We start from the raw sequence: 20021 nt of genomic DNA on the forward strand, positions 1-20021 counted from the left end.
TGGGCGTTGACCCTATTCCTTTGTTGCGTCCCGGCGCTCTCCTGCCCCGCTCAGTCCACCCCTGCTCCTGCTGTGCCTTCCCAATCGCCAAAGTCTTTCGGGGAGGAGCTGCGTCATTCTGAGGGCAAGGAAATACACATCTTCTACATTCACGGGATTGGATCCGACGGCCCTAAGGATCGCGACTCGCGGGCGCTTAGAAAGAGCATCTGCGACTATCTGAAGGACTGCACGACCCCTGAGGGCACCCCAATTGGCGAGTGGGACTACGCCGACCGGGATGAGTTTCGACCAGATGCGTCAGTTCCGGCGCTCGAGTACATGGACGAGCCGGTTTGGAAGAGCCAGGAAGAATGGCATGCGGCAGCCCCTTATGCCGTTCACTTTCTACTCGCTCGCTCCACTGGCCCAGCCTTGTACGTGGACGAGCTGAATTGGTGGCCACTGACCTTCTCGCTCAAATGCCGTCAGATCATCGCTGCTGACGCCTCCCTTGTCGCTCCAAGCAAAGCACGAATTGATACCTGCTCCACTCGTGAACCGAATGCCGGTGTTGCACAGCGATTCAAGTCGTACGACTGGATCTCCAAGGATGAGGCCACGCGTCTTCGCCAGCTCCCCGCGCGAGGTGCCAGGGCCAATCGACAGTTGAAGAGCGATTTGATGGACTGGGCATTCTCCGACGCCGTGATGGCGCTCGGCCCGCTTCGAGCTTATGTTCTCGACGGGATCCGCCAATTGATTCTGAAATCGCTTGCGGACGCGCCCACTACCTCCCAAGCTGACGCAACCAGAGCCCGGGCCAATCAGGAATTCGTGATTGTCTCCCATAGCCTGGGAAGTTATCTGATCTTCTCGGCCCTCGATATGGATCAAACAACTGGGAAGACGGCTACTGCGGAAGAAACTCGAAGCGACCTTCAGGAGATATTGAAACGCACTTCCCTGGTGGTCTTCTTCGCGAATCAACTCCGATTGCTGGAATTAGTTGGTTTGGACGGACCTTCGGAAAGAAATATCGCGACGCATCTCCAGGATTGGGGAAAGGTTCGGTGCGAATATCTCAAGTCACTCCCCAGCGCTCCGCAGGAGTGCAAGCCTCCACGAATCGTTGCATTGAATGATCCGAGCGACTTGCTTACCTGGACAGTTCCCGCACTGGATGACATTCACGTCGAAAACTACAACGTCAGAAACTCAACTCACTGGCTATGGTTGTTTGAGAATCCGACCTCGGCCCATGGCAACTACGCAACAGACAAGCGCGCAATCAAAGAGATGCTCACGTCGAGCTCTGATGAGAAGAAATGAACCCAGTGGACTGTAACTGAGAGCCATATGAAATCATGACGCTGGCCACGTCTCGATTGGCCACGTATCCCGTCAACTCCCAGACTGATCCGCTGCCTGTTCCTTGCGGGCAAAGTGGCGATACGCCCAGACGTTGAGGAAATTGATCAACACGCCGATCGTGTTCCATACAACCACCGGCCGCGACAGAATCAGAAGCCCGTAGTAGATCCAAAGGATCTGAAAGACGCCGATGATCGCGGCCATTCTCGGATTCATGCCCGCGCTTGACCGGCGCCTGAACATTGCGATCATGTCCGGCACAGCGGCGAAGGTCGTCCCAAAACCCGCCACAAGACCAAATATCTCCGACCGGCGCAGGCTGGGAATCAGCAGGCTCGACGTGTCGCGTGGAATAAGCTCCTTACAGCCATCGAGGAGGATCACGCTCAGGAGCAGAACCGGGAGAATGACTGGATGGAATCGGCGCATACACTGTCTCCACATTGAGATGCTCACGTCGGGTTCTGATACGACGAAATGAACAAAGTGGACATACGGATCTCGATATCTTCAGAACACGATCTTGACGAGCCGAATGATGAGTTCTTCCGGAGAGAAGGTCGTTAACAGGAGTGGTGCGAGGGGAGCAGCGGTCGCCGCGGCTAAGCGGGAGATGTCATCAAGTCCGAACGGAACGGCGCGCATACCGCGAACAATGTCATAGCTGTTGTTCAAATCAGCGAGAGACTGAATGTCGCCAGATCCCAGGACCTCTTCCGACGGCGGTGTATTAAGAACCCATTTCTCTTCAAATCTGTCGACGTAACCCTGCGCGACCTGGGCGTAATCGGCCAGTCCCTTTCGTTTTGCGGCTGCCATCCTGGGGGTAAACATCAGGAGCGGCCCCAGAATCGCCAGGACGAAAAAGGCGACAAAGCCTCCCATCTGCAGCTTGAACGACAACAGGCTCTCCCCTCTGTATAGGACACGGCTCGCCACCAGGCCCGCCAGCATAGCGCCCTGAGCAAAGAGAATTGGACCAAAGGCGTATGCGCTCTTACCCAGGAAAGCGAGCCCTGCGCTGTGATCGGGATGGATGGGAACCAGATGCAGGTTCAGTTTCGACACCCGCCAGAGAAAGCGATACCAGATGAAGAACCTTAAATACCAGCGCAGAAGCACAAACTGTAAGATCGGGATGCTGACAAACACGTACCACCAACCGGCGGGGGTCAGATGCCAACGGCCGCCTGGGTTCGCATACCAGGTTGGAGACTCGATGCCGAATCGGCTGTTCCAGAGCCACAGTCCAAGCGTGTAAACCGAGATAAGAAGCGCCAGTTCGACAGGGATGGAATTTCGCAGCCTGACTGCCGACTCGATCGCCGCCTCAAAACGCGGCAGGTCTTCTCCCCTGACAATTCGCCGCTCCGCGAATCGCTGCACAGCAGGGCGTAGGCGCGAATGAGCAATCAACTCGGCCATAATCAGCACTGGAAGGGCAACCAGAAAACGGGCCTGGACCTCAACATCATGAAAAAAGGTAAGCCGGCCCGGGATACCAGGTCGAGAAGCAACAAGGTCGAGGACCAGCATCGGCAGCCACGCGATTGAGATGATCGTAAGTAGACGCCGGTGCAGAAGCTCCAGGTGATCTCCCGTGAGATGTGCCTTCCGAAACAATTGGAAGATCGGACCACCCATAACCAGAGAGAAGTCGGTCACCTTCTCTTGAAGAGCTGCCTTCGTCATCGTAGGCGAGCCCTGCTTCACATCGTTCGGTATGGGGATCATAGACGGCGGCCTCCTGCCTCAATGTCCATGCCAATTTGTCCGATCTGCCAATGCCGGACACGAATTATAACGTCGCTCCCACGACCTATCAACCGATCATTCGCCAAAGTCGCCAAACAAGGCTTCTTGTTCAGGGTCAATGAGTGGCTTGGTCTGTTAGAGCCAGTTGCGAGAACAATTCTTTTATCTGTAGTCCTTTCCCCAGGTGTAGTCATACTTCACAGTGAAGCCGGTGAGGGATGGGCCGTTTTTGTGGATGGCTGCTTTGGCGAATTCGAAGGTGAATGAGTTTCGGGAGTTTGGGGAGACGACAAGCTCGCTGCCTAAGATGAAATTTCGCTGCGGATTGTCCTGATTGACGCCCCGCTGACAGTGGTGTCGCCTCGAAAGGAGTACCGGGTATCGAGAGAGGCCCATATGGTGTTGTTGAAGGTGTAACTGAGGTGTCCCTCGAGGCCGAGGAGCGCTCGCTGTCGCAAGACTTCTGCGCCACGATACGAGGTGTTGTCTGTGTAGAGATAGGTGTTGGCGTAGGCGTCGAATACCCAACGCTGCTCGGGCCCGAATGGCTTGGAGATGGCAAGTTCGGGCTTGAACGACCATCGATCGGAACCGAGGTTGAGAAGCTTGTTGGGATCGTATTGGCCGGTGGGTGCGGTGATGGAGAGGCTCAGGCCGATGGAAGTGGTGGTCTGGGCGTTTGCGAATTGCTCCGGGCTGAGCGCCGGGCCTCCTTTGAGGAGTATGGCTGCGGTGTAGCCGGAGTCGCCGGTGCCGGTGGTTGATCCAGTGATGTCGGTGCCAGTGATGGAGCCGCTGAGGTTGGCGATGGGGACGCTGGCTTCAACCCAGGCCATGCGATGAAGAAATGCGAAATAGCGCGTATAGTCGATGAGACCCTGGTTGAGATTGAATTTTTGCTCCTGAGACCATGAAGGAAGTATCGATCGAAGTATTGGAGCGAACATAGGCGTAGGCCAGCTCGAGCTGATTGATCCCCACAGGTGTGTTCTGGTACGTTCGCGGGTCGGTGAACTGGGCGTAGGCGTGGGTGTGCAGGACGGCTAGAGCAAGGCAGATAACGACCGGCCGTTTATCCATGATGGTTATTGGGGAAACCCCTCATCAGATCAGAAGCACCGGAGTTGCGACTTTCTAGCATTCTCGCTGTCGGGGGTGTTGATATGCGTTGCCGGAACCATCGTCTCCTTACGATCGTCGGTTGCGCGTTTGGGTTAACAGCCGCGAGCGGAGCGCAGGAGCATGCGAGTCCTGAACATACATGGGATTATGGTGCGTCGCGAGGGCCTAGTCATTGGGGTGAGCTTAAGCCGGAGTTTGCTCCGTGCAAGAATGGGCATCGCCAGTCACCTATTGATATCCACAATCCGCAAAAGGCCAACCTTCCGGCCATCCAGTTCGATTACAAGCCCTCGACGTTGAATATCGTCGATAACGGCCACACGATCATGATTATTTACAGCCCCGGGAGTTTCATCACAGTGGGTGGTAATCGATACGAGCTCAAGCAATTCCACTTCCACAGGCCAAGCGAGGAAAAGATCAACGGCAAGGGCTATGAGATGACGGTACATCTGGTGCACGCCGACGAGAAAGGCAATGCGGCGGTAGTGGCAGTTCTTCTGGAGAAGGGAGAAGACAACGCTATGGTCCGCACAATATGGAAGGCCCTGCCCAAGGAAAAGGAAAAAATAGAATCTGAGAAGGATGTCCAGATCGACGCAGATGGGTTGCTTCCCTCAGATCACAGCTACTACACCTTTTTGGGTTCCCTCACTACTCCTCCTTGCAGTGAAAACGTGACGTGGTTCGTACTTAAACATCCTGTGTCCGTTTCGGCTGCGGAGATCGAGCAGTTCTCGAAACTGTACAGGAACGACGCGCGTCCGACGCAGCCGCTCTATGGCCGTGTCGTTTTGGAAAGCAAGTGAGAGCCTGAAGATTGATTTTGCTTGACTTAGTTTGGACGCACTTGACTTGCGCCCAGCACCGACGCGTTTACCACCCATGCAAGCATTTTGATTTCCGTTTGAACCAGCAGGAATCACAGGTAAGTCACGAAATTGGTCACGTTCACCATGCTGACCAAATTGACGCTACGCCCCAAATCGTCGATTAGTAGCATTTATGGTGCCCGGAGGGGGACTTGAACCCCCACGACCGGTTAGGGTCTGCGGATTTTAAGTCCGCTGTGTCTGCCGATTTCACCATCCGGGCTAGAGAACGGAATCTCTGCTAACCCATGCTAACGTATCGGGCACCCCGCCCTGCTCAAGGAACCTCCGGGCACGCTGCTCCGTATATAGAGGTCAGATTCCAAATCTTCTCCATCGGCCCGGTCTATGCCTATTCGCGAGATCTTCAAGCAGACACTCTCCGCCCTATGGGAGAGCAAACTTCGCAGCTTTCTCACGATGTTCGGCATCGTCTGGGGGATCACCTCGGTCATTCTGCTGGTAGGGCTGGGGATCGGCTTCAACGAGGACCAGAAGGAGCATCTGCGCTCCATCGGCACCGATATCGCCATCCTCTTCGGCGGCAAGACGGGCATGCAGGCGGGAGGATACGCCGCAGGCCGCTACGTCCGGCTCTCAATCGACGACGCCATTGCCATCCAGCAGCAAGCCTCGCTGGTGAAGACCGTGAGCCCCGAGCTGCGGCGCAGCGTCGCCGAGGTCAGCCAGTGGAACGCCGCCAACCGGCCTATCCGTGGCGTGTGGCCGGAGTATCAGCGCTTCCGCTCGCTCAAGGTCGAGCAGGGCCGGCTGATGAGCGAGCAGGACGAGATCGAGGGCGCGCGCGTCATCCTTCTCGGTGCCGACGCCAACCGGCAGCTCTTCCCCGGCAAGCCAGTCATCGGCGAGCCCCTGATGGTCAACGGCTACCGGTACATCGTCATCGGCGTGCTCGCCAAGAAGAAGCAGAACGGCAGCTACGGCAGCGGGCCGGACAACACACAGCTCTTTACGACCTACTCGGCGATGGCCCGCGACTTTCCGCCACCTGAGCGGCCGGGCGTAATACGAGGCTACGTCAACAATATCGTCGTCGAACCCGTCTCTCCCGATCTGCACGAGAAGGCGCTCGACCAGGTCACCCGCATCATCGCTGAGCGCCATCACTACGACCCTAACGACAAAGAGGCCCTGTGGATATGGGACACTCTCCAAGGCTCGAAGTTTACCGAGCGCATCTTCGGGGTGATGACCCTGTTCTTCGGTGCGGTCGCTCTGCTTACGCTCGCTCTCGGCGGCATCGGTGTGATGAACATCATGCTGGTCGCCGTCACCGAACGCACGCGAGAGATCGGCATTCGCAAGGCCATCGGCGCGACGGCCACAGATATCCGGCGGCAGTTTCTGGTGGAGTCGGCGATCATCACCGTCGTGAGCGGCATCACCGGACTGGCGCTCGGCGTCGGCGTCTGCCTTCTGCTGCGGCTGGTTCCACTGCCCGACTTTGTTCCCCATCCCGTCATCTCACTGGCCGCCATCGTCTCCTCGCTCGTGACGCTGACGGCGATCACGCTCTTTTCGGGGACCTATCCTGCGCTACGCGCCGCCAACCTCAGCCCCATGGAATGCCTCAGGACGGAGTAGCAAATGAACGTACGCGAGATTATCAGCCAATGCATCGCCTCCCTGCTCAGAAACCGTCTGCGCTCCGGCCTGACGATGCTCGGCATCATCTGGGGACTCGTGACCGTCGTCCTTCTGCTCAGTTATGGCAGGAGCCTCGGCGAGGAGGTCCTCAACGGCTTCATGGGCCTCGGCGACAACGTCATCATGATGTGGGGCGGCCAGACGAGCATGCAGGCCGGCGGGGAGCGCTCCGGCAAGAAGGTCAAGTTCCTCGACGGCGATACTGAGGCCGTTCGCGACACAGTTCCTTTCCTCACCGCTGTCAGTTCCGAGACTGACGACGGCTTCAGCTTCAAGTACGGGCCCAAGGTCGTGAATATCTCGACTAAGGCCATCGAATATCCCTATGGCGGAATGCGCAGGCTCAACATCGAGGAGGGACGCTACTTTGAGCCGGCAGACTTTACGGAACATCGCCAGGTCGTCATCTTCGGGCCGCATGCCGCGCAGAAGCTCTTCAACGGCTATCCACCTGTAGGCGAAACGGTCGAGATCGAGGGTCACGTCTTTCAGGTCATTGGTGTTCTGCGGAACAAGATTCAGGACTCGTCAAACAACGGGCCTGACAATGAAAATGCCTTCATCCCCTTCGGCATGATGCGTCTGTTGGCCGACCAGCGCGATCCCGGCAGCATCGTCTTCCAGCCCAGCTCACCCGATCTGCATATCAAGGCGATACAGGCGGTCCGCGCCGTCCTCGCAAGCCGCCACCACTTCGACCCTAAGGACGACAAGGCCGCTCCTACGTGGGACACGGTCGAGGACTCACAGGAAATCATGCAGTTCAGCACTGCGCTCGAGCTTCTGCTGGGAATCATCGGAGCCATGACACTCGGCGTTGGAGGCGTTGGCGTCATGAACATCATGCTTGTTTCGGTGACGGAGAGGACGCGTGAGATCGGCTTACTGAAGGCCCTCGGTGCGAAGAGAAGAGATATTCTCTCGCAGTTTCTTCTCGAAAGCCTCACGCTTACCTTCATCGCGGGAGCAATCGGTATGGTTGTAGCGATCGTGGTGGGGTATCTGGTTCCGCCGATGCCGCTCTACTCGGACATCTACAAGACGGCCAACCACGAGGGCGATATCGTGCTGAGGGCTTCTCCGAGCGTGATGCTGATCTCCTTCGGCATTCTGGCCGCAGTCGGAATCGTCTCCGGCCTGCTGCCTGCCGTGCGCGCGTCACGGATGGATCCTGTCGAAGCCCTTCGCCACGAGTAGCGTCGAATGCTAATTCGTCGGGCGATAGCGGATGTGACCTTCTTCGAGGAAGTACTCTGCCGAACAGTTCTCAGAACCGCAGATCATCGACTCTAACCCCGCGCATTGCTGCCTGGTAATCAGCCCCAGCGACCCACAAGAGGGACACGCGAGCACAGCCCAATAGGGGTTTTCTGCCTTCCCCAACTCACCGGCCTGCTCCAGCACGAAAAGCGTACCCGGCTGCATCTGCTCCGGTATCCATACTTCAAGGAAATTGAGCTCCGCTACCATATCCTGCCTCGTTATCTAAGGTTGTCAGGGTTTGCGATGCACGCTTGCGGCGTGCCTGCATGAGCGATGATTCAGGGCTGCTGAGAGTCCTCCCGGCTCGATGGCGTTGCACCACTTATGGTGCATAAGATAACGGATTCCCCACCGCTGTCAATGACTCATTTCGGTGAGCGATTCAGAGTTGATTCCTTTACGGCGAGCCTGTTGGCTTTGGTACGGCTAATGCCCTGAGTACAAAGCGCGGTACATCTGCCGATTGCGCACAATGGCCTGCACGTACTCCCGGGTCTCGGTGTATGGAATCGACTCGACGAACTCGGCGATGTCTTTGTAGTTGCCCTCTGAGGTCCACTGGCGCACGGGAACGTCCCCGGCGTTGTAGGCTGCCAGGGCGTACTCGGTTTGGCCGCCGAAGCGATTGAGCACCTGTTTCAGGTTCTCCGTGCCCAGTTGCAGGTTGGTCGCGGGATTCAGGAGCTGCGGTGTCTTGAAGCCCTTGATTCCCTGCTTCCGCGCCAGCGATTTCCCAACCGATGGAAGAAGCTGCATCAAGCCGTAGGCATTGGCGCGACTCACCGCTCCCGGGTTGAACTCCGACTCCTGCCGGATGAGCGATGCCACCAGAAAAGGATCGAGCCCATTACGCTCGGAGTTCGACGCCAGATCCGGCCAGTAGGGCCTGGGGAACAGCAACTGCCAGTAGATCGACGGCACCTGATCGATGGAAAGTGAGAAGAACGAGATTCCGCTGCGCTTCAACGACTGGAGGGCACGCGTGTTCTCTCCATACGAAGCGAAGATCTCGGCCTGAGCCAGTGCTCCCCACTCGTCTGAGGTGGGGCTGGCCTGAATCTCCGGGCCGATGTACTCATTCAGCGCAGCATTGGCGAGCAGCCGGGCCTTGATCAGGTGCGGCTCGTTCTCCGGCAGGTCCGCGCTTAACGGCGGCACGGACGGCGGGTGGACGGCGCTCAGAGCAGCAGTGGGTGACACCGTTGGCTGCGTGCCTAATACGCGCAGGCGTTTCTTCGCCAGCTCGGCGTAATACGAGTTGACGTAGGCCGAGAGCAGCGCGCGGTAGTAGTTCACCGCCTGACCGAGGTTGCGCTCCTCGTCTTCATAGATGCGACCGCGCCAGTAGATCGCGGCCGGAACCTCGATGCCTCCTGCGTAGCGCTGAATCTGTTCATCCATCAGCCGCGCCGCCTCGGAGTAGTTCCGTAGCCGGTAGTTCATCCACGCCGAGCGCCAGTGGGCCGAAGGCGCATAGGTGCTGTTGGGGAACATCTGCACCAGAGTGGAGTAGTGATAGGTCGCCTGCTGCGAGTCATGCTTAAGCAGATACATATTTCCGCCTGAGTAAAGTGCCTCCTCCAGCCATCGGCTGGACGGAAAGCGCTTGATCATCTCGGCGATGATGGCGTCATGACCGCTGCGGTCGCCGTCGCTGCGCGAGAGCTCTGCCAGCATGTAGAGCTTCAGCGCGGCGCTGTCGTCGTTGGTATTGGGCAGGCGCATCACCTCGCGCCGGCTGATGTGCTTGAGCTTCATGTCGCACACAGCGGCATAGATGGCGAGCGCATCGCGATCGGCCTGACTGAGGCTGGCATCCTTTTTGGAGATCGCGTGGTACTCTGCACCCGCCTCTGCATAACGTTTAGCGTTGAAGAGCTGATCCGCGTGAACCTTCCGCTCGGCAGCGGTCAGCCCTGCACCCATTGCCTGAAGCTGCGTCTGCGCCTGGCTGGCCTCGACGCTCAAAGGCATCTTTGCATAGATGCTGCGGAAGATAGGCACGGCACGAGCGCCGTCGCCAGCTACTTGGTAGGCGCGGCCGAGGGTATAGCGGAAGTCGCTATGCCCTGCCTGTGGGCTGCTCGCCAAAGGCTCAAGGGCTTTGAGCGCGCCCTGGGGATTGTTCTGCTGGAGGTAGGCATTCGCCAACAGCATAGGTGCGTTGGCGACAAAGATACTGTCGGGGTGTCGCTCCGGGAAGCGATCAAGGAGAGCGTAGGCATCGGCGCCATGACCGGCCTGCAGCGCGGCCTGCGCGCCGAGGTAATCCGCGTAGTCGTCTAGTGCATCGCCGGCGGTCGCCGCCTGACGAAACATCGTGGCGGCGTCAGAATAGCGGCGATCCAGCATGTACGCGTGACCGAGGGCAAGATACGCGGTCGCCGCCGCGTCACCCGAATGCGACCGCGCGTACGAAATGACTCCGCTGTAAGCCTGGGCCGAGCGAGATACCGCCAGCTGCTGGGCCATCGGCCGCAGTTGCTCCGTGGCATGGAAGGCACTCGTCAAGCGGATGCTCTCCGCAGTGGGCCGGGATGCGCGTCCCTTCCTCGCTGCCGTGGCTGAGTTCTTCCTGCTCGAAGATCTGGGGGAGGACTTCGTGTGGCCTGTTGACTTGCCGGCACTCGAGCTAGTCGAGTGGCTCGAGTGCTTCGCCGCAGCGGAGGACTTGCTCTTTCCCTGCCTCACCTGGGACGCAGGGGGGTCAGAGGCCTCCTGCGACGTTTTCCGGCCAGCGGCTGACGCCGCCCCGGTGATCAGCAAAACAACCAGGAGAACTGCGATTTGAAACCTATTCCGGCCCTTCAAACTTCCCTCTCGATACAACAAGCCTACCTCTCCACTCTAAGCTGCTCTCGCTCCCTGCTGATGTGGACTCCTTTCCTGCGGAATCACATCAGATACATGGACGGCCTTTCTGAGCAAACGCTCGTTCATGGAAGTGGCGCTGCTGCCCACTGCCATTTACTATGGAGGAGTGGCACCGCCGTAGGGTTGAGCGTTGCCCACTCATCACAGATTTACGCACCTTTTTTCTCATGCCAGCCATCCAATCCCCAGGAACGGAAGAAGTTCACCCAGACGTAGCGCTGGTTGCGCGCGCCAAGGAGGGGGATGAAGCCGCGTTTGAGCAGCTCGTCCGCCAGTACGAACGCCAGATCTTCCGGGTAGCGCAACATATTACTCAGAACCGTGAAGACGCCGAAGACATCACGCAGGATACGTTTCTCAAGGCCTACGAGAAGCTGGACCAGTTTCAGGGAAACTCCAAGTTTTCCACATGGCTCGTCCGCATCGCGGTCAATGAGAGCCTCATGCGGCTGCGCAAGCGCAAGACCAGCAAGACAGTTTCCATGGATGAGGACGTCCAGACCGAAGAGGGCTCTATCCCACGGGACTTCGCAGAGTGGCGCCCTAACCCCGAGCAGATTTACGACCAGAACGAACTGGGCGATATCCTGCGCAAGACAATCCAGGGGCTTCCTCCGGGGTTCCGGACCGTCTTCACGCTCCGCGACGTTGAAAATCTCTCTACAGAAGAGACTGCGGAGGCTCTCGGATTGAGCATTCCTGCCGTAAAATCGAGGCTGTTACGGGCACGCCTGCAATTGCGTGAGCGGCTCAGCCGTTACTTCCGTCAGAAAAAGGAAGGCTTTCCCGCATGAATTGCACCGACTTTCTCAGCCAGCTAACCGATTACTTCGACGGCCAGATCAGTCCTGAACTGCTCGAAGAGGTGCGCGCACACCTGGCAGGCTGCAGCCATTGCGAGGTCGTGCTCAACACGACACGTCAGACCATCGAGGTTTATCGTGGCAACGACATCTACGAGATCTCGACCGAACTCCGTGAGCGTCTGCACTCCGCCATCATGGCAAAGTGCAGGGCAAAGAAGAAGACTGCGTAAGGACACTGGGCTGACCCAAGTCTCCTCGCCAAGTGGCGAAGAATCATTAGGATAGTAGCAGCACCTCGCGTGCGATCATGGGCATTTGTGTCAGGCTTGATTCAGCGCGGGGCCCTGCTGAACCCTTGAGAAAATATTTTCCTACAAAGTGACATAGAATGCATGGTCACTTTTCCGTCACTGTCGAAACGCTCCCTGACTCCCTTGTCGAGGTCGATTCCATCTAAATCGACCTATATGAGATAGTTAGATTCGCATCTATATAACGTCTCTCGACTGAGCAATCCGTTTCCACTTCCTCGCAATTTCTTGGCACTCAGCGTGCTGTTACGGTATTGGTGACCTTGGCTGACATCCTGTCTCGCTAGGTTCTCCTGTGCCTACGAGCGCCTTTCCGAGTCGTCTCGGAAGTGGGTAAACTGTGTAGCTAATTGAGCGTTCGATGCATGGAGGAGTGTGGGCCCACCGTCACAATATTGCACTCGGACAAGGAGAACAAACATGATGAATCGCTTCCGCTCTATCGCCTTGAGCCTACATCGCAATGAGTCTGGTCAGGACTTGATCGAATATGCTCTTGTTACTGCCCTGATTGCCTTTGGTGCTGTCGCCGGCATGGGAACGGTCGCCAGTGCAATCAACAATGCCTTCAGCACAATCAGCTCGGAGCTTAGTTCCGCTCTCTAACCGCTTTGTCCTTGTGACCGGGAAACGGCAAAGTCTCGTAGCCTATCGCAAGCGATAGGCTACGAGACTTTGCCATGTTCGCGAAGGTCTCAACATGGCAACCCTATATCCATGAGCGGGATAGTACAGTGTGCTTTCGTGTCTGCTCTTTATCTTTGCTCTTTGCCGGCTCTCGGCCGATTGACCCAGCAAAGCAATTAAATTAATTTTGCCGCCGAAGAAGAAAAGGCGTTATCCTCCGTGTGAAAAAACTTGCTCAGTCAAACCGGGCTATCGTTCGGGGTAAGAGACCAAAGAATGATGCCAGGTAGATATGTAAATTACCGCAGGCGAGTAGTTGCATAACAATTGCTCGTGGAATTTCAGTTTATGGAAATGTCAGTTCTGCACTTTTGGCAACTCACGTGCTTCTTTAGTGGTATCGTTGCTTTGCGTCAGCACAAGCTACTTTAAGAGTCTCTTTGATGAGGCTTTTTCCGGAGTCGGCTCCGGTGTCTCACTGAGAGAGATAACTATCGTATCTCGTGTGGCCTCAAAGCCATACTTAATCTAGTTAGGAGACAAGAAATGATTAATCGTTTTCGGTCTGCCCTCTTATCCCTTCACAACGATCAGTCTGGTCAAGATCTGATCGAATACGCTCTCGTAACCGCACTCATCGCTTTTGGCGCTGTGGCAGGTATGGGAACAGTCGCCAGCGCGATCAACAATGCTTTCAGCACTATCAGCAGCAAACTCAGCTCTGCACTCTAAGTTCTGAGAAACAACGCGGCCGAAATAGGCTGGCATGCTGGGGACAACCCGCTTCAGGATGCCAGCTTATAGCCCTTTTATGCTAGGCCGTACCAGTGGCTTTCGCACGTCTTTCAAGAAGCACACTAGACGGAGAGGCTCGCATGACGCAGTCGGGATTCCTGGCGGGAGCAGCTATAGTTGCCCTTTGTGGTGCCCTCTTCGATATTCGAAGCGCCCGTATACCTAATTTCCTGACATACTCAGCCATGGCCTCGGCCCTGGTCTGTCGCTTCGCATTTCTTGGATGGCGCGGGCTGGTGGATGGAACCGCGGGCTTGCTGATCGCAGGAGGAGTCTTCTTTCTCCTGTTTGTCATTCGCGCTATGGGCGGAGGCGACGTGAAGCTGATGGCCGCAGTGGGAGCCTGGGTAGGTCTTCCAAATGTTGGCCGCGCTCTTATTGCTTCAGCGCTGTGCGGTGGCCTGATGGCAGTCGGCTACATGATCTTCCTGAAGCGGTTCCGTTCTACTCTCAGTAACGTTGTTTCGCTAATCCGCTTTCATGCCGTAATGGGAGCGGAGCCTCACCCCGAGATTAACCTCGCCAATCCTTCGGCGGTCCGAATGCCATACGGGGTCGCCATTGCGTTAGGCTCCCTCTCGCTGCTACTTCCTGGAATCTGGAAAGGTTGACTCCCATGGAACTTCGCCGTGTCATATTCGCGTTGTTCGTAGCTTTGCTGTTATCGGTCGGGGCTACATATTTTCTCTATTCTCGAATCCGCAGGATGAATACGGGCACGCCGAGTACCACTCGTATCGTGGTTGCGTCTCGCGCCCTTAGTGCCGGCACGCCTCTGACCAGTGACGCCGTCGTCCTCGCAGAGTGGCCCGTCAGCGCGTCGATCCAGGGCGCGATCACAAAGCCTGAGACGGTAATCGGAAGATCTTTGATCTATCCGGTGAGTGCGAATCAGCCCATCGTAGACTCTGGTCTCGCGGCGGCTGGGTCAGGAATAGGCCTGTCCGTCAAGATCCCGGACGGCATGCGAGCGATCTCCGTTCGGTCCAATGATGTCGTAGGAGTGGCAGGTTTTCTGTATCCCGGATCACACGTTGACGTTGTGCTGACCTATCGCCCGGAAAATTCCCCCAACCCGGTTACAACCACGATTCTGCAGGATGTGACCGTGCTGACCGCCGGACAGACACTTGAGCCTGATCCAAAGGGCAAGGCGGAGAACGTGAGCGTCGTTACGCTCCTGCTGAGTCCCGAGGACTCACAAAAGATGGTCATGGCAGCCCAGCAAGGGACAGTGCAGTTTGTCTTGCGGAATGGAGCAGATCAAAAGAAGGCCGACACTCACCCGCTGCTGCTTTCAGAGATGTCCGGCGGAAAACCCGTACAGAGCACACCTAGTTCGAGCGGACGTGCAGTGAGAACGGTAAAACTCGCCAAGCTTCCCGATTTTTACACCGTCGAGACGATCGCCGGAGAAAAGCATTCGGTTGACAAATTCTAACCCCGGTTTGACGAAAGACAACCAACATGAAAGCAAAACTTTTCTTGATTTTCTTGTTTACGGTCTTTGCGTTGGCGTTTCTTAACCTTGCCTCGGTAGCTCAAACCACGAACTCTTCCCCCCAGGCCCCTCCTGCGAGCCCGGGTGTGCCATCCGCGCCGGAGAGTGAAACGGTTCATGTCCTCGTGGGCCGTTCTATCGTGGTCAACATGCAGGTTCGACTGCGCCGGATCTATGTAAGCAATCCGGCAGTTGTGGAGACTTCAACGACCACTCCTAACCAAGTTGTCGTCACGGCGAAGGCACCCGGCGCCAGCAACGTTGTCTTCTGGGACGAGTTTGGTAATTCTAAGCTTTTGGAACTCTATGCCGACATCGACGTTACGGGCCTGCGCGATGCTGTTCAAGATGAGTTCCCGGGGCAGGCGATTCAGGTGAGAGCTGAGCAGGGACGAATCATCTTGTCTGGAACGGCGAGGGACAAGGAGACCATGGACAGCATTACCAAGATGGCTCAGACGTATTCCAAAGATGTCGTAGATGCAATGCTTTTGAGCGAACCGCCACATGCAAGGCAGATCATGCTGAAGGTCCGTTTTGCGGAGGTCGACCGTACCAAGCTGCAGAATTTTGGCATCAACATTTTCAGCACAGGAGCCGCAAATACAATCGGCACGATCACGACGCAACAGTTTGGTTCCACTACGCTCAATACTCCCCCTACAGGGACTATCGGTGGTTCTGCCGCAGGAACCTCAACGGCGTTCTCCCTAGGCAATCTGCTTAATATCTTTCTGTTTCGTCCGGACCTGAACCTTGGTGCGACGATTTCAGACCTTCAACAGCACAACATTCTGCAACTTCTCGCGGAGCCTAACCTGCTCGCAATGAGCGGATCGCCTGCTCACTTTCTCGCTGGCGGCGAGTTCCCCTACCCCGTAGTGCAGGGAGGCGGCGCAGGAGGTTTTACAGCGGTTACGATCCAGTTCCGTCCTTTTGGCGTCAGACTGGACTTCACTGGAATCATTCAGCCTGACGGCAGTGTCCGAATGAAGGTCGCTCCCGAAGTGAGCTCTCTCGACTACGCCAATTCAGTCACTATCTCTGGCTTTACCGTCCCGGCAATTTCGACGCGCAGAGCTGAAACTGAGATTCAACTCAAAGACGGCCAGAGCTTCGGCATCGCTGGGCTGATGAATTCGACGACGACCGCCCAGATGAGCAAGATCCCAGGTATCGCCGACGTTCCGATTCTGGGTCAGCTATTCCATTCGAAGTCGGACAATAATGCACATTCTGAACTTATGGTCATCGTGACTCCGACAGTTGTTGACCCATTACAAGGCAATCCCCCCCCGCCGACTGATCCCAAGCTAGCTGAGAAGCTCTTGGATTCGAAACAGTTCGACAAAGAGGCCCACAGGCGGTGGTAAGTCTGCGGCTTCGAATACTGATCGACCAGCAGATTACGTAGGAGCATTAAGTGAGGGAACAGCAAACAGTAACGACTGGCCAGCCGATGCAGGTGATCTGCATCCATCTGGACGACGCCAGCGAAGGCGTTCTCAGACGCTCTATGAGCGGCCTGAAGGAGTTTGATCTGGCTGCAACCTTTCATCAGTATTTTGGAGAGAAAGACGCGACTCTTGTACGCTTCATTCGAGATCACCGCCCGGATGTCTGCGTCATTGATCTTGATCGCGAACGAGAGATGTCGATGGAGACAGTGGAATATTTCAGGCGTACTACGCCGGCTTCCATGGCAATCTTTGCGGTCTCATCGAGCGTCGACTCCGAATCAATCATCGCTGCCATGCGGTGCGGCTGCACCGAATACCTGACCAAACCCCTGCAGGAAGAGCGCGTCAAAGATGCATTAGTCCAACTCGTCAAGAAGCGCAAGCAGACTGAAACACCTGCCGCCCAAGGGAAGCTCATAGCGTTCAAGGGCGTAAAGGGCGGTGTTGGCACGACGACGCTCGCGATTCAACTTGCCCATAGCCTCGCCAAGAGAGAGCATCGCACCCTCCTCATCGACGCCCACACCGACTTAGGAGACGCAACTCTTCATCTGGGTCTGGAACACCATAACTACGGCTTTTACGAACTCGTCCACAACCTTCAGCGGCTGGATGCCGAGCTACTGCAAGGTTTTGTTCTGAAGCATAGCAGTGGTCTGGACCTGCTGCCCTCGCCCGAGATGCTTGGCTCAAGTTCACGAGTAACAGGCGATTCGGTGCTACTCACCCTCAAGGCCCTCACAAGAATGTATGACTATGTCTTTGTGGATTGCATGCCAGGAATGGGAGATCTGACGCTCGCCGTATTGGAAGCCTCCGATGAGCTCAATCTGGTCTCGAGTGCCGACTTACCGTCCGCAAGAAACCTTGCGCGTTACTCCGAGTACCTGACACGGCTTGACTATCCTTCATCAAAGACCCGTGTCCTGATTAATCGCCGCTCGAAGAATAGCTCAATTTCTGTCGACCAGATCGAGAAGGTTCTCGGCCGCAAGGTCAGCGCAGTCGTACCTCATTGTGAAGGTGAGCTTACGGAGGCAATTAGCACCGGCATCCCAATCCCTGTACGATCGCGATCCGATCTGATGCAGATCATATCGAAGCTCGCTGACTCCATCGATGGAGGGAACGAAAAGAAGTCGTCGCAGCCTGATTCCAGCGTGGTTCCTTCTAAGTCACGATTCGGACTGCTTCGCATAACAAGCTAGAAGACATATCTCTAAGGTGTTAGCTGCTGCTAGGGAGACAGAACGTAACGCGGGGTGATTTATGAGCGTAGGCACAAATCAATTGCAGTCTCAGGCTGGTCCAACTCTGTTCGCGCAGAATCGCCCGGAACCGCACAGCGGCGGAATGTCCGTCAAGGCTTACCAGGAGATCAAGTCAAACATCCATCGCAACATGCTGGCGAAGGTTGACCTTGAGAAGCTTAGCTCTCTTCAGGACATGCGTGCGCGTCAGCAGATTCTTGGAGTGATCCAGGATCTCGCATCCTCGCTGGATACGCCACTGAGCATGCTCGAAAAAGATCGCCTCTGCCGAGAGGTGCTCGATGAAGTGTTCGGCCTGGGTCCGCTTGAGCCATTGTTGCAAGACCCGACAATCAACGACATTCTCGTAAACACGCATCGTTCCGTTTATGTAGAGCGAGCAGGCATTCTCGAGAAGACGAATGTGGTCTTTAAAGATGAATTGCACCTGATGCACATCATCGACAAGATTGTCTCAGCCGTCGGGCGCCGCGTTGATGAGTCGTCTCCTATGGTCGACGCACGCCTTAGCGATGGATCGCGTGTCAATGTCATCATCCCCCCACTTGCGGTTGACGGGGCCATTCTTTCCGTACGCAGGTTTGGGCATGTGCCCCTTGAAGCCGAGGATTTGCTCTCAAACAAAGCGATGACTTTGCAGATGCTTGAACTTCTCAAAGGTGCGATCAAGGCGCGCCTGAACATTGTTATCTCAGGTGGAACCGGAGCGGGTAAAACGACGCTTCTTAACGTCCTCTCAACTTTTATTCCCGAAGAGGAGCGGATCGTAACAATCGAGGACTCCGCGGAACTTCAACTTAAGCAGGCGCACGTCGTTCGACTGGAGTGCCGCCCTGCCAACGTTGAAGGCAGAGGTGGAGTGCGGCAACGTGAACTTCTTGTCAACTCGTTGCGTATGCGCCCGGATCGCATCATTGTCGGCGAGGTCCGTTCGGAAGAGGCGTTGGATATGCTGCAGGCGATGAACACCGGACACGATGGGTCACTAACAACAGTCCACGCCAATAGTCCTCGCGACGCGATAGCTCGCATGGAAACAATGGCGCTTATGGCCAACTTGAATCTCCCTGAAAAGGCCATCCGGCAGCAGATCGCTTCTGCAATTGCGGTGATTATTCAGATCTCGAGAATGAGCGATGGAAGCAGGAGGATAACTCACTTCACTGAGGTCACAGGCATGACAGAGGACATTGTGAGCCTTCAGGATATCTATGTCTTTGAGAAGCGCGGTATTGGAGACAACCGCAAAGTGCTGGGCCGCTTCCGCTCGACCGGTGTCGTTCCCAAGTTCATTGAGAAGCTGAAGGCGTCGGGAATTGACCTTCCCCTGAACCTGTTCGACGTGTGCATGGATGTTTAGCCCAGACAAGAGGTTCCGATGATCTTAGTGATATCGTTTCTCGTTCTCTTTGTCGCCGGTTTCGCCGTCGTTGCGCTGCTGACGAGACCCAGCCGGAGCGAGGCGCTCGTCCAATCGCGTCTGCAGGCGATTGGACGTCCCATCGGGCAGCGTCAAGTTGAGGCGGTTGACATCCTTAAGAAGGACACCCTCAGCGATCTAGGGTGGTTCAATGACATCCTGTCGCGTTTTGGGCCCGCTGTGCAGCTCAGGCGACTCATCAGCGAGGCAGACCAGCCTTGGACCGTGGGACGCCTGATTTCAGGATCATTGCTGGCAGGCGTGGTTGTTCTCTGGTTTGGCCGTTTCGTATTGCGAAACCACGCCCTGCTCTTTCTTGTCGCCGTAGTGGCAATGTTCTTGCCTTTCGCGTACCTCTATATAGCGAGGACTGTGCGGTTCAGGAAGTGCAATGAGCAGCTTCCTGCGGCTGTGGATCTCCTTGCTCGTGCACTCAAGGCAGGCCACTCCCTCTCAGCGGCGATCGAGATGGTCTCTCAAGAGAATCCGCCACCGCTGGGGCCGGAGTTTCGCCGGGTCTTTGAAGAGCAGAGTTTCGGTCTTCCCTTCCGCGACGCGCTCTTCAACCTGACGGCGCGGCTTCCTCTTGATGATCTTCGATTCATCGTCACGGCGATGCTTATCCAACGAGAGACCGGAGGCAACCTGGTCGAGGTGCTGGAGAAGACGAGTTCTGTTCTTAGGGATCGAATTCGACTGAAAGGACAGCTTCGCGTTCACACAGCGCAAGGCCGGCTAACAGGATGGATACTTTGTCTGCTTCCCTTCGTCTCGTTTCTCGCGCTTTCCGTCATTAATCCGACGTACACAGATCTGCTGCTCAATGACCCCTTGGGACGGCACCTCGTCTGGGCTGGTCTTGCTCTCATGGGGCTAGGAATTTTTGTAATCCGAAAAATTATCGACATTAAGGTCTAGACCAA

20 protein-coding genes and 1 tRNA gene are annotated in these 20021 nt (G+C 56.2%); 15 read left to right on the forward strand and 6 right to left on the reverse strand.

Annotated features, from left to right (window positions below; genetic code table 11):
• The first annotated feature begins 321 nt into the window (after positions 1-321).
• A complete protein-coding gene (locus tag OHL16_RS04775; RefSeq protein ID WP_263365916.1) occupies positions 322-1311 on the forward strand; it encodes a hypothetical protein in 990 nt (329 codons plus the stop codon).
• A gap of 72 nt (positions 1312-1383) precedes the next feature.
• Here the strand turns inward: OHL16_RS04775 and OHL16_RS04780 are convergent, their stop codons facing one another.
• The 3 genes from OHL16_RS04780 to OHL16_RS04790 all read right to left on the reverse strand — a co-directional run bounded on the left by OHL16_RS04780 (position 1384) and on the right by OHL16_RS04790 (position 3944).
• Positions 1384-1782, reverse strand: a complete 399-nt coding sequence (locus OHL16_RS04780) for a SemiSWEET family sugar transporter (protein WP_263365917.1) — start codon at positions 1780-1782, stop codon at positions 1384-1386.
• Positions 1783-1863: 81 nt separating this feature from the next.
• Positions 1864-3018, reverse strand: a complete 1155-nt coding sequence (locus OHL16_RS04785) for a hypothetical protein (protein ID WP_263365918.1) — start codon at positions 3016-3018, stop codon at positions 1864-1866.
• 392 nt (positions 3019-3410) lie between these two features.
• Positions 3411-3944: a transporter gene (locus OHL16_RS04790; protein WP_396127135.1), complete on the reverse strand. Its 534-nt coding sequence runs from the start codon at positions 3942-3944 to the stop codon at positions 3411-3413.
• Between the two features lie 288 nt (positions 3945-4232).
• Between OHL16_RS04790 and OHL16_RS04795 the strand changes: the two genes are divergently transcribed.
• Positions 4233-5039 (forward strand): carbonic anhydrase, encoded by an 807-nt coding sequence (locus OHL16_RS04795; protein ID WP_263365920.1) that lies wholly within the window; start codon positions 4233-4235, stop codon positions 5037-5039.
• A 197-nt stretch (positions 5040-5236) separates the two neighbouring features.
• Here OHL16_RS04795 and OHL16_RS04800 read toward each other — a convergent pair.
• Positions 5237-5325: transfer RNA gene (locus tag OHL16_RS04800), tRNA-Leu, on the reverse strand.
• Positions 5326-5450: 125 nt separating this feature from the next.
• On the opposite strand from OHL16_RS04800, the gene OHL16_RS04805 reads away from it, so the two are divergent.
• Both OHL16_RS04805 and OHL16_RS04810 read left to right on the forward strand, forming a co-directional pair.
• Positions 5451-6707: an ABC transporter permease gene (locus tag OHL16_RS04805; protein ID WP_263365921.1), complete on the forward strand. Its 1257-nt coding sequence runs from the start codon at positions 5451-5453 to the stop codon at positions 6705-6707.
• A gap of 3 nt (positions 6708-6710) precedes the next feature.
• Positions 6711-7967: an ABC transporter permease gene (locus OHL16_RS04810; RefSeq protein ID WP_263365922.1), complete on the forward strand. Its 1257-nt coding sequence runs from the start codon at positions 6711-6713 to the stop codon at positions 7965-7967.
• A 9-nt stretch (positions 7968-7976) separates the two neighbouring features.
• On the opposite strand, the gene OHL16_RS04815 is transcribed toward OHL16_RS04810, so the two are convergent.
• Together OHL16_RS04815 and OHL16_RS04820 are read right to left on the reverse strand one after the other, a co-directional pair.
• The gene (locus OHL16_RS04815) at positions 7977-8240 is read right to left on the reverse strand and encodes a hypothetical protein (protein ID WP_263365923.1); all 264 of its coding nucleotides are present in this window, start codon (positions 8238-8240) and stop codon (positions 7977-7979) included.
• A 219-nt stretch (positions 8241-8459) separates the two neighbouring features.
• Positions 8460-10544 (reverse strand): lytic transglycosylase domain-containing protein, encoded by a 2085-nt coding sequence (locus tag OHL16_RS04820; protein WP_263365924.1) that lies wholly within the window; start codon positions 10542-10544, stop codon positions 8460-8462.
• Here OHL16_RS04820 and OHL16_RS04825 point away from each other — a divergent pair.
• The 11 genes from OHL16_RS04825 (at position 10522) to OHL16_RS04875 (ending at position 20016) form a co-directional block, all read left to right on the forward strand.
• Positions 10522-10824 (forward strand): hypothetical protein, encoded by a 303-nt coding sequence (locus tag OHL16_RS04825; RefSeq protein ID WP_263365925.1) that lies wholly within the window; start codon positions 10522-10524, stop codon positions 10822-10824. The genes OHL16_RS04820 and OHL16_RS04825 overlap by 23 nt on opposite strands.
• Positions 10825-11074: 250 nt before the next feature.
• Entirely contained in the window at positions 11075-11701 is a 627-nt protein-coding gene (locus tag OHL16_RS04830) for an RNA polymerase sigma factor (RefSeq protein WP_263365927.1), read from the forward strand.
• Positions 11698-11943 carry an anti-sigma factor family protein gene (locus tag OHL16_RS04835; RefSeq protein WP_263365928.1) on the forward strand — a complete coding sequence of 82 codons (246 nt, stop codon included), beginning with the start codon at positions 11698-11700 and terminating at the stop codon, positions 11941-11943. The genes OHL16_RS04830 and OHL16_RS04835 overlap by 4 nt, the downstream gene beginning before the upstream one ends.
• Before the next feature lie 501 nt (positions 11944-12444).
• A complete protein-coding gene (locus OHL16_RS04840) occupies positions 12445-12630 on the forward strand; it encodes a Flp family type IVb pilin (RefSeq protein ID WP_263365929.1) in 186 nt (61 codons plus the stop codon).
• 567 nt (positions 12631-13197) lie between these two features.
• Complete coding sequence (locus OHL16_RS04845; RefSeq protein WP_263365930.1) at positions 13198-13383, forward strand: Flp family type IVb pilin; 186 nt, start codon at positions 13198-13200, stop codon at positions 13381-13383.
• A gap of 143 nt (positions 13384-13526) precedes the next feature.
• Positions 13527-14057: an A24 family peptidase gene (locus tag OHL16_RS20120; RefSeq protein ID WP_317891028.1), complete on the forward strand. Its 531-nt coding sequence runs from the start codon at positions 13527-13529 to the stop codon at positions 14055-14057.
• A gap of 5 nt (positions 14058-14062) precedes the next feature.
• On the forward strand, positions 14063-14887 hold the full coding sequence (cpaB, locus tag OHL16_RS04855) for a Flp pilus assembly protein CpaB (RefSeq protein ID WP_263365931.1): 825 nt from the start codon (positions 14063-14065) through the stop codon (positions 14885-14887).
• Positions 14888-14931: 44 nt separating this feature from the next.
• On the forward strand, positions 14932-16320 hold the full coding sequence (locus OHL16_RS04860) for a type II and III secretion system protein family protein (protein ID WP_263365932.1): 1389 nt from the start codon (positions 14932-14934) through the stop codon (positions 16318-16320).
• 50 nt (positions 16321-16370) lie between these two features.
• Positions 16371-17615 carry an AAA family ATPase gene (locus tag OHL16_RS04865; RefSeq protein WP_263365933.1) on the forward strand — a complete coding sequence of 415 codons (1245 nt, stop codon included), beginning with the start codon at positions 16371-16373 and terminating at the stop codon, positions 17613-17615.
• 61 nt (positions 17616-17676) lie between these two features.
• Positions 17677-19038: a CpaF family protein gene (locus OHL16_RS04870; protein WP_263365934.1), complete on the forward strand. Its 1362-nt coding sequence runs from the start codon at positions 17677-17679 to the stop codon at positions 19036-19038.
• A gap of 18 nt (positions 19039-19056) precedes the next feature.
• Positions 19057-20016, forward strand: coding sequence for a type II secretion system F family protein (locus OHL16_RS04875; RefSeq protein ID WP_263365935.1), 960 nt, complete (start codon positions 19057-19059; stop codon positions 20014-20016).
• Positions 20017-20021 lie beyond the last annotated feature (5 nt).

Origin of the sequence: Edaphobacter bradus (genome assembly GCF_025685645.1) — a bacterium.
Classification (GTDB): Bacteria; Acidobacteriota; Terriglobia; order Terriglobales; family Acidobacteriaceae; genus Edaphobacter; species Edaphobacter bradus.

Excerpts from the sequence above, each read along its gene's own strand:
- OHL16_RS04775 (WP_263365916.1), top strand. The coding sequence starts at position 322 with ATGGACGAGCCGGTTTGGAAGAGCCAGGAAGAATGGCATGCGGCAGCC.
- OHL16_RS04780 (WP_263365917.1), bottom strand. The coding sequence starts at position 1,782 with ATGCGCCGATTCCATCCAGTCATTCTCCCGGTTCTGCTCCTGAGCGTG.
- OHL16_RS04790 (WP_396127135.1), bottom strand. The coding sequence starts at position 3,944 with ATGGCCTGGGTTGAAGCCAGCGTCCCCATCGCCAACCTCAGCGGCTCC.
- OHL16_RS04805 (WP_263365921.1), top strand. The coding sequence starts at position 5,451 with ATGCCTATTCGCGAGATCTTCAAGCAGACACTCTCCGCCCTATGGGAG.
- OHL16_RS04810 (WP_263365922.1), top strand. The coding sequence starts at position 6,711 with ATGAACGTACGCGAGATTATCAGCCAATGCATCGCCTCCCTGCTCAGA.
- OHL16_RS04815 (WP_263365923.1), bottom strand. The coding sequence starts at position 8,240 with ATGGTAGCGGAGCTCAATTTCCTTGAAGTATGGATACCGGAGCAGATG.
- OHL16_RS04830 (WP_263365927.1), top strand. The coding sequence starts at position 11,075 with ATGCCAGCCATCCAATCCCCAGGAACGGAAGAAGTTCACCCAGACGTA.
- OHL16_RS04835 (WP_263365928.1), top strand. The coding sequence starts at position 11,698 with ATGAATTGCACCGACTTTCTCAGCCAGCTAACCGATTACTTCGACGGC.
- OHL16_RS04840 (WP_263365929.1), top strand. The coding sequence starts at position 12,445 with ATGATGAATCGCTTCCGCTCTATCGCCTTGAGCCTACATCGCAATGAG.
- OHL16_RS04845 (WP_263365930.1), top strand. The coding sequence starts at position 13,198 with ATGATTAATCGTTTTCGGTCTGCCCTCTTATCCCTTCACAACGATCAG.
- OHL16_RS20120 (WP_317891028.1), top strand. The coding sequence starts at position 13,527 with ATGACGCAGTCGGGATTCCTGGCGGGAGCAGCTATAGTTGCCCTTTGT.
- cpaB (WP_263365931.1), top strand. The coding sequence starts at position 14,063 with ATGGAACTTCGCCGTGTCATATTCGCGTTGTTCGTAGCTTTGCTGTTA.
- OHL16_RS04870 (WP_263365934.1), top strand. The coding sequence starts at position 17,677 with ATGAGCGTAGGCACAAATCAATTGCAGTCTCAGGCTGGTCCAACTCTG.
- OHL16_RS04875 (WP_263365935.1), top strand. The coding sequence starts at position 19,057 with ATGATCTTAGTGATATCGTTTCTCGTTCTCTTTGTCGCCGGTTTCGCC.